Origin of the sequence: Paenibacillus rubinfantis (assembly GCF_001486505.1) — a bacterium.
Taxonomy (GTDB): Bacteria; Bacillota; Bacilli; order Paenibacillales; family Paenibacillaceae; genus Fontibacillus; species Fontibacillus rubinfantis.
In genome coordinates this window covers 150,765-158,767 of record NZ_LN909059.1, presented here as the reverse complement: position 1 = coordinate 158,767, position 8,003 = coordinate 150,765, and the positions used below count along the sequence as shown (strand labels likewise).

10 protein-coding genes are annotated in these 8,003 nt (G+C 48.2%); 7 read left to right on the top strand and 3 right to left on the bottom strand.

The genetic code is table 11. The annotated features are described in order from the left end of the window. Positions 1-49 precede the first annotated feature (49 nt). The 7 genes from BN3277_RS02495 (at position 50) to BN3277_RS02465 (ending at position 4,923) form a co-directional block, all read left to right on the top strand. Positions 50-1,199, top strand: a protein-coding gene (locus tag BN3277_RS02495) for an IS3 family transposase (protein WP_089153297.1) whose coding sequence is annotated in 2 segments (ribosomal slippage) — positions 50-324 and positions 323-1,199 — 1,152 coding nt in all. Because the reading frame shifts where the segments join, the coding sequence is not laid out codon by codon here. Positions 1,200-1,603: 404 nt separating this feature from the next. Beyond that, on the top strand, positions 1,604-2,029 hold the full coding sequence (locus BN3277_RS02490; RefSeq protein WP_222860909.1) for a DinB/UmuC family translesion DNA polymerase: 426 nt from the start codon (positions 1,604-1,606) through the stop codon (positions 2,027-2,029). Then, positions 2,026-2,352, top strand: coding sequence for a YolD-like family protein (locus BN3277_RS02485; protein WP_059040736.1), 327 nt, complete (start codon positions 2,026-2,028; stop codon positions 2,350-2,352). Before BN3277_RS02490 ends, BN3277_RS02485 begins: the two co-directional genes overlap by 4 nt. A 75-nt stretch (positions 2,353-2,427) precedes the next feature. After that, positions 2,428-2,658, top strand: a complete 231-nt coding sequence (locus BN3277_RS02480) for a type II toxin-antitoxin system HicB family antitoxin (RefSeq protein ID WP_059040735.1) — start codon at positions 2,428-2,430, stop codon at positions 2,656-2,658. Positions 2,659-2,783: 125 nt separating this feature from the next. Then, complete coding sequence (locus BN3277_RS02475) at positions 2,784-3,737, top strand: tyrosine-type recombinase/integrase (RefSeq protein WP_232436303.1); 954 nt, start codon at positions 2,784-2,786, stop codon at positions 3,735-3,737. An 87-nt stretch (positions 3,738-3,824) separates the two neighbouring features. Then, a complete protein-coding gene (locus tag BN3277_RS02470; RefSeq protein ID WP_059040734.1) occupies positions 3,825-4,079 on the top strand; it encodes a YolD-like family protein in 255 nt (84 codons plus the stop codon). Further along, the gene (locus tag BN3277_RS02465; protein WP_059040733.1) at positions 4,072-4,923 is read left to right on the top strand and encodes a Shedu anti-phage system protein SduA domain-containing protein; all 852 of its coding nucleotides are present in this window, start codon (positions 4,072-4,074) and stop codon (positions 4,921-4,923) included. Before BN3277_RS02470 ends, BN3277_RS02465 begins: the two co-directional genes overlap by 8 nt. Positions 4,924-4,991: 68 nt before the next feature. On the opposite strand, the gene BN3277_RS02460 is transcribed toward BN3277_RS02465, so the two are convergent. Genes BN3277_RS02460 through BN3277_RS02450 form a run of 3 tightly spaced genes read right to left on the bottom strand, consistent with a single transcriptional unit; the run spans position 4,992 to position 8,000 of the window. Then, positions 4,992-5,189, bottom strand: a complete 198-nt coding sequence (locus tag BN3277_RS02460) for a hypothetical protein (RefSeq protein ID WP_059040732.1) — start codon at positions 5,187-5,189, stop codon at positions 4,992-4,994. A 24-nt stretch (positions 5,190-5,213) separates the two neighbouring features. Beyond that, positions 5,214-5,732, bottom strand: a complete 519-nt coding sequence (locus BN3277_RS02455; RefSeq protein WP_059040731.1) for a hypothetical protein — start codon at positions 5,730-5,732, stop codon at positions 5,214-5,216. Positions 5,733-5,735: 3 nt separating this feature from the next. Then, positions 5,736-8,000: an OmpL47-type beta-barrel domain-containing protein gene (locus BN3277_RS02450; protein WP_059040730.1), complete on the bottom strand. Its 2,265-nt coding sequence runs from the start codon at positions 7,998-8,000 to the stop codon at positions 5,736-5,738. Between the last annotated feature and the right edge of the window lie 3 nt (positions 8,001-8,003).

The following is an 8,003-nucleotide window of genomic DNA, read 5'->3' as shown; positions in this document are numbered from 1 at the left end:
TATAATGCTACATAGAATCTAGACAGCAAAAAAGGAGTTTCTTAGTTGTATGGCAACCAGTAGAAGAAAGTTCACACCGGAGGAGAAAGCGCAAATCGTACTGGAAATTTTAAAGGAAGAAAAGTCGGTTTCGCAGCTCTCATCTGAGCATGGCATTCATGCAAATGTCCTCAACCGGTGGAAATCAGAAGCTGTCCAGAATCTAGCGCAATTGTTTGTCGATGATCGCAAAGGCATCACGAAGATGAAAAACGATTATGAAAACACGATCAACGACCTCTACGCCGAGATTGGAAAGCTGACCAGTCAATTGTCGTGGCTCAAAAAAAAATCTGGCTTCTAACCTGTCCCGCGAAGAACGTATGGATCTTCTAGAATGGGATTGCCCCGAGCACTCGCTCAGCGTTCAGGCCGATCTATTAAGTCTGAATCGCTCCAGCCTTTATTATAAGCCGGTCCCTCCCTCCCCGGAGGAAATTCGCCTCAAACACCGGATTGATGAGATTTACACAGAGCATTCGTTTCTGGGTTACCGGAGGATTGCTGCAATTATGAATAGGGAAGGAGACAGTATTCACGAAAACACTGTCAGGCGCTACATGCGCGAAATGGGCCTTATGGCTATTCATCCTGGGCCAAATCTGAGTAAGCGGGATCTACAACACAGGGTTTATCCATATCTGCTTCGGAAACTGAATATTACAGAGCCTGATCAGGTGTGGAGTGTGGATATTACATATATTCGCATGAAATACGGCTGGATGTACCTGTACGCCGTCATGGATTGGTATTCCCGTTACATCGTAGATTGGCAACTGGATCAAAGCTTGGAGATCGGTTTCGTGCTTGAGACCATGAAACGTGCATTCACACGACGTAAGCCCGGGATTGTCAACAGCGATCAAGGCAGCCACTTTACGAGTCCGAAGTATATCGATCTACTGCAAGAAAACGAGGTTCGTATTAGTATGGATGGCAAAGGCAGGGCTACGGATAACATAGTCATCGAGCGCTTTTGGCGCAGCCTGAAGTACAATGAGGTCTACATCAACGACTACACAAGTCCTCGGGAGACCAGGCAAGGTGTGGATCGATACATCCATTTACACAATTATTACTTGCCTCATCAGTCCTTGCAGAACCATACACCTGCTTCAGTATATAACCGGGACGTTGTACTTCTATCCACATGTGAATGATAAAGGACATTCTCCCGCGCCTTCGCTTGGGCTGCGTCCTCCACCTGTGGACACCATCATCAAAGGAATTATTCAAAAATATTTTCCATCTAGGCTCTGCCAAGAGCCTGCCCTCCTAGGGCAAAGAAACAAACCTTGTGCATTATTTCACACCTTAAATATTTTAAAAAACTGTCTTGACATCTTGTAGCACTATATTTTAAAACCCCCGAATCTATTTCAGCTCACAATTATGCTCATAGATTATCGATTATAATTAGTATGTTACCATATCTATGTTATCGTGTTAAGCTATCAATAATGCTCATAAAGAAAATGTGATAAAAACAGTATAAACCCTCGATAAATCAAGGGTTTATACTGTTTATTAATGCACACATATAATTATGCTCATAGTTTTATAGATACTCCTTGAGCAAACCGAAGAGGTCTGCCGGCGCGCACGTGAAGTGAAAATGAACGGCCGGACTATAACTCTTGGAATCGGCTATTCGGACGATGTCGGAGGGGGAGGCTTCAGTAAAGCCCGAACTATCGATACTCCTACCAACCTTACCCACAAAGTGTTTCAAGTATGCAAGGATCTCTTTTTTGAGAACGACTGCCGTCGCGCTGTCCGGAATATTCACGTCGGTCTGACCAATCTCGTCTCCGAAGAAATCACCCAGCTCGATCTCTTCGAGGACGACACCAAGGACCGGCAGCTTGCGTCCGCGATGGATGCGATCCGGAAGAAGTTCGGCACTGCAGCGGTTACCTGGGCGCGCAGCAGGACCGAAGGCGGAACGGCGATAGAGCGGGCAGCTAAGGTGGGAGGGCATAAGGCATGATCAACGACCGCGGACGCATCAAATGGTCTCCATTCCTCATTCCTGAGCACAAAAAGCGTATCGCCCAGTTGTATGAAGCAGAGGACGACGTGAGACAGCCAGAGCTGGATGAGCAGCACGTGGAGCAGCTGCAGGAGACGCTGTCAGAAGCGATCGAGCATGGTTCGGCCATTACAGTTACTTATTACGCAGATCGGCGGCATAGGTCCATTGAGGGACTGATCTTCAAAGTCGATCTCCTTTCGGGCGTTCTTGTTCTCGATTGCGCTGGCGACCGCGTGCGGATCCGATTCGACTCCCTAATAAATGTCCGTATAAAGTAGTTTCCGATCGCCATTTGTGGCGTTACACCATCCAATAAACGGAAATAGTGATTATTGTGAGGAGGCATTGTCGTTATGGCAAATACTATGGATCTGTTGGTATTGTTCGAGGAAGATTACATCGAGAAAAATGTCACAGCCTACATTCCTGCATTCCGCATCGGTGCCATCGGGGCAACCTTGGAGGAAGCTCGGGAGAACGCCATTGATTTGGTCCAAAAAGCGTTGGAGGAATCCAAGTCATACGGTATGCCGCTTCCGAAGGGCAATGCCATTGTGGATTCGATCACCGTTGTAACGGATTGAAAATACTATATCTGCAGCATCAGCATCCGGCGTCAATGACAAGTCGCCGGTTTTTTGCTATAATAAAATTGCATTAAATGTGTGTTTAATGCAATTTCCGTTATAAGCGGTCGGATTGGTGTGATATGATGGAGATTATCGAAATTCAAGAGCACTATGAGCGTGAATTGAACCTATTTTTGGTCTATATGAAAGACCGTGAATATTCGAGGAACACACAAGCCGGATACCTACATGACGTTCGGCATTTTTTGAAGAGCATGAACGGGAAAAACGTATCCGACGTTACGGATATCGACGTCATGAATCATCTTAGTCAGATTCGTGAATCCGGCGCCGGCGCGCGCTATCGGAATCGCTGCCAGTCTGCGATCCGACTATTTTACAAAGTCATGATAAAGTTTCGGGTGGCAACCCAAAACCCTGCGCAGGAAATTGAGAAAGCCAAAATCGAAAAGAACCGGAAGCCGACGTTTCTGCAGAAGCAGTTCCTCGATGCATGCATGATGCTTATTAAAGGAAGGTACTTGGTCCGCGACGTAGCGATCATTGCGTTGATGGCTTATTGCGGGCTTCGTGTCAATGAAGTCGTGCGACTGGACATTATAAATTTCGACAGGGACGGTTCGACCCTCGCGGTCCGTGGGAAAGGCGACAAGTGGAGATATCTCCCGCTTCCTCCTGAAATGAAGGAGCTGCTGCAGCAGGCGCTTACTGAGCGGATCGAGCCGCGGAATAAAAAAGACGAACAAGCCTTCTTTATTTCTCAGTTCCGGCGAAGAATTAGCAAGCGTATGGTGCAAACTGTGGCTGAGAAGACATTTGCCGAACTTGTCATCCAGTATCCCCAGTTTGCCGGCCTCTCCCTATCCGCCCATAAATTCCGGCATTCATTCGCAACAGATCTTCTTCGCAACGGAGCGGATTTGCGCGCCGTCCAGGAGCTCCTTGGGCACGAAGACATTTCTACGACACAAATTTATACGCACGTGTTGGATGAGGCGAAAGAGCGCGCCATGAATAATGTGAGACCGGCGATCCCCTTGCGAATCAAAGGTACAGATTGGCAAGGGAAGTAATCGCCTTGCCCCTCCCCCATCAGGAACACTCGTTCCCTTTGCGTGTCTTTAAGGGTATAATGGATTGTCAAAGGAGGTCGCCTGTCTATGGAGAGTAAAACGAACCCCGGGTTGAGCTTGGAGAAGCTTCAGAAAATTACAAGAGCGATCGAGTGCTCCTTCCTTGAAGAACGTGCTATCACCCTATATACATACAGCGAGAAATTGCCGCACAAAGGAATTATCGAACAGATCGACCAACATCGTCAGGCGCTACGGATTGGACCGAGTGATTGGATCCCATTCTCCAGCATAACCGAAGCGATGATCGATAATCAGAACCCAGGAGGAGAACATGGATAAGCGGGAAATTCCGGTGCTCACAGAAGAAGAGTTTGGAACATTGCTTGAAAATATGACTGCGACACCCGAAGCGTATAAAGAACGGGCAATGCACGATTTCCTTGAAAAAAATCCGGCGATGATCCCTTGCTTGGATGGCGCAACGATGCACCGACATCACGGTCCAGTAGGTTCCCTCGTATTTACGGAGTATCAACTTGCTGCAGGACATTTCAAAAGAGAGCCCGACTTCTTATTTGTCACCAGTCATTCCCAAGCGAATACCTTCGTGTTCGTCGAAATAGAACATCCGGGTAAACCAATATTTAATCAAGATGATTCACTCAATGCTCATTTTTATCATGCATACGAACAACTCCAGGATTGGGCGTCTTGGTTTAATGCCGGCAACAACAAAGGACTGTTAATTCAAGAACTGGCCAGAGTAAATAAGGGATTTGAGTTGGATAAGGAAGTCGATGCAGAATTTGTGCTGGTTATCGGCCGGCGCGCGGAGTTTGAGGGCAATCCAACACGTATGCGACGTATTCATCGACACAATAAAGCACCTTTCTATGTCATGTCTTACGACCGTTTACGCTATGACCACACCCCCTACTGCCAAAGACTTGCTGTCGTGCACCAAAAGGCGAGTGGTCTGGAAGCCGTACAGTTTCCCAGAGACTATTATTATGATTACAACCAGCGAGGTAACCACCGGCTGATTCGAAACAAAGAGAAGGCGATTATGGAGAACGTCTACATGACTCAACCCGAGAAGGATCAACTGCTTCAGACCATTCGGGAATGGGATTCGCTCGATGACAAGAAGGCACGCGAACGCTTTTTACTCGGCTCAAAGTAAAAAGCAATGGAACCCTGCATTTACAGGATTCCATTGCTTCTTTCCCGCTCCGGAAGCGGGATTTTTCATTAGTACACGCCGTCAAACAAAAGATATGCGCCCGGCCGGTTCAGGTCGATCTCAATGACCTTATCGACACGCGCCTCAATGTTATGCTTCCACAACTCTGCTGCCAGTTGTTTGAATGCCTCCTCCTCGTCTTCTGCCACTACCACGCTGATTCCGCCTGCGATGCCCCCCGGATGCTCATATGCAAATACCCTCAACCGACGTCGCCTCCCATTTTACTATTATTGAATACCTCGAACCGTCCGTAAGATTTGCTCTCCGTTTTCTATGTTCATGATTTGCAATCGCTTCCTGCTATTCTTGACACGGATGAAGAGATTGCCCAGCTGCCTGTCCTCGTGGACGGGTTTTACGGGTGAATACTCGATGCTTTCAATATCGCAATACGGAAGCACCTTGATTCGATAAGTTTCCGGAAACACGATCTTGTCGTGATAGAACCGGAACACGGCATTCTCATTCGACCTTTTCAGACTGCGATACAAGAACCGAGTGATCATGAGGAACATCAGCACCGCACAGATGGTCGGCACCGTGATGATGATGGGTAGCGTAACCGCCGGTTCCGCATAAAGCAGTGTGGCAACCCCGACCGTAACGCCACCAATCAAAGGCGAAAAAAAGACACCAGCCAACAACGTAAACAGAATTCCAGCGAGTACCGCAATCATTATGGCTTGCTTCTTTTGAAAAACTGACTTCGAAATGAACATTGGTGTTTGAATTTCGACGACCTTCAAGCTTTATCCTCCCACCTTGATGAATCGGTGGATAATAGCCGCGGCTTCCGCCCGGGTTAGGACTTTCTTTGGCCGGAATGTGTTGTCCTCAAACCCGTTGACGATCCCCTTTTGGAGCAGATACTGGACGGCCGGGCGAGCGTATTCGGCGATCGTGTTAGAGTCCCGATACGTGAGTGCCGGGCCAGTTTGATTCGTCCTAAAGAGGCGGTAGATGATAACGGCTGCCTGTTCCCTCGTGATCTCTTCGTTCGGACCAAATTTCGTCGGGCTCAAGCCACCGATAAATTGATATTCCCATGCTGTCTGCAGTTCAGGGAAAAACCAGTCGTTCGGGCTTACGTCCTTGAATTTCCCGTCGTATGGCCGAGAAGACTTTAGACCTGTCATCCGAACGATAAGGGCAGTAAACTCGGCGCGGCTGATCGTTTTCTCAGGCTCGAAGCGATCTGCCGATACGCCGGTTATGATTCCGCGATTTGAAAGATCAATGATAGCTTCCTTGCTGAAGACATTCTCGATATCAGTAAAGCCTACACCCGACGTCACGCCTCCTCCGGTGCCTCCGCTTTGGTTTGTCGTACTGCCGCTGCCGTTTGTAGAACCATTCGTCTGCGATCCCGCGCCGGCGCCCAACGTACTTATCGCAAACGTTGCCTTCTCACTGGTAATGCCCCCGACGTAATAAACCACATCGAAAGTATATAGTGTGTTCGGCTTCAGCTTCGAAATTGTAAAGCTCGGCTCTTTACCTTCATACACAACGGTGCCCGCCTGATTCGTAACGCGGTATTTCTCCACTTTCTCAATCGTCGGCAGCGCGAAATGGATCGAGCTTCCTGTTACCTTTACAACGTGCTTTGAGCTGGACAAATCCATTTTTGCATATGGTATCGTCACAAGCTCACTCTCTACCCGGTACCGGAATTCACCATTCAAGACGTAAATGTCGTAATCGTATCTCTTGCCCCTTTGAATATGACTGTCCTTATACAAACTGTCATATGTCCGGGTGATCTCTACATCATCGCGTTCAATCGCAATTTGGTATCCTCTCGGTTGATTTTCGAATGTAATGTGAACGGCATCCTGGGTCACTTGAAACTCCGCATCCATCTTAGAGAAGTCCGGTATGCTATGAACATCCGAGTATAGATAAATCGTAGTGTCGGATAGATTGCTGATGTTTCCTGCCCTGTCGATCGATCGGAAATAGATCGTCGTCGTTCCGTTTTGCGTAAAGTTAACCGGGCCTACATAATCAATCCAGACCCCATTTCCGATCCGATACTGTGTTTTCTGAACGCCGCTCAGGGCATCCGTCCCCGCGGTTACGGTAAACGTAACGCTGCCGATTGTCCAGCCCGACGAGCTCTTCCAAGGGATCGGTTGTGACGGCGCTGTCTTGTCTATTTTTACAATAGCAGACGTTGACGGTCCTTCCTCGCCAGTCGTGCTAAAGGTACGGGCAAATACTTCGGTCTGCCCTTCCGTCGAAATCTGAATAGGCGATGAATACGTTGTCCAGGTACCGGAAGATCCGATCTTATATTCGTTTCTCCCTCCCGCTCCCCCAGATATTTGGACAATGACATTTTGGTTCGTCCAATCAGAATTGCTTAACATAATGCTCGGAGCGCTTGGATTTACCTGAACATTTTCCAACGTGGAGGTAGCCGTTGAGCTGATATTACCGGCGCGGTCGATGGTTCTTGCGTAGACAACCGTGGTGCCTGCCCTAGCAAGCGTAACCGGTGTTGTATAGTCAATCCAGCTGCCATTTACGTTTATCATGTACTGGCTTTTCTGAACTCCGCTTCCGCTGTCCTGTCCATCCGTGATGTTCAGCGTTACGTATTGGCTGTTCGAGGCTCCTGTAACCTGAAACGTTGGAGCTGTTGGTGCAGTTCGATCGACGTTCAAATTTTGGCTTGCGGTAGCCGTCTCCCCGTCTTCGTCTTTGACCGTCAAGCTAACTTCATAGGAGCCGTCCCCCAACAGCGGCACTCCAGCCGAGGCAGCCGAGGATTGCACTTCTTGGGAGTCATAAATCGAAGTTCCATTATGTTTGACGGTAATTCGGTAAGACTGTTGGGAATGCCCATCCGGATCCGTAAATGACCACGTTAAAGTGGGAATCGTGCTCGTAAGCCAAGAAGCGGGAGATGGTCCAGTAATGGTTACGGACGGCGCGGCAGCGATAACATTCGTCGGGAGTGCCGTTAATAGCATAATGATTGCAGTAAGGGTTGCAATAAATCGTTTCATGAC

Excerpts from the sequence above, each read along its gene's own strand:
- BN3277_RS02470 (WP_059040734.1), top strand. The coding sequence starts at position 3,825 with ATGGAGAGTAAAACGAACCCCGGGTTGAGCTTGGAGAAGCTTCAGAAA.
- BN3277_RS02475 (WP_232436303.1), top strand. The coding sequence starts at position 2,784 with ATGATGGAGATTATCGAAATTCAAGAGCACTATGAGCGTGAATTGAAC.
- BN3277_RS02485 (WP_059040736.1), top strand. The coding sequence starts at position 2,026 with ATGATCAACGACCGCGGACGCATCAAATGGTCTCCATTCCTCATTCCT.
- BN3277_RS02465 (WP_059040733.1), top strand. The coding sequence starts at position 4,072 with ATGGATAAGCGGGAAATTCCGGTGCTCACAGAAGAAGAGTTTGGAACA.
- BN3277_RS02450 (WP_059040730.1), bottom strand. The coding sequence starts at position 8,000 with ATGAAACGATTTATTGCAACCCTTACTGCAATCATTATGCTATTAACG.
- BN3277_RS02480 (WP_059040735.1), top strand. The coding sequence starts at position 2,428 with ATGGCAAATACTATGGATCTGTTGGTATTGTTCGAGGAAGATTACATC.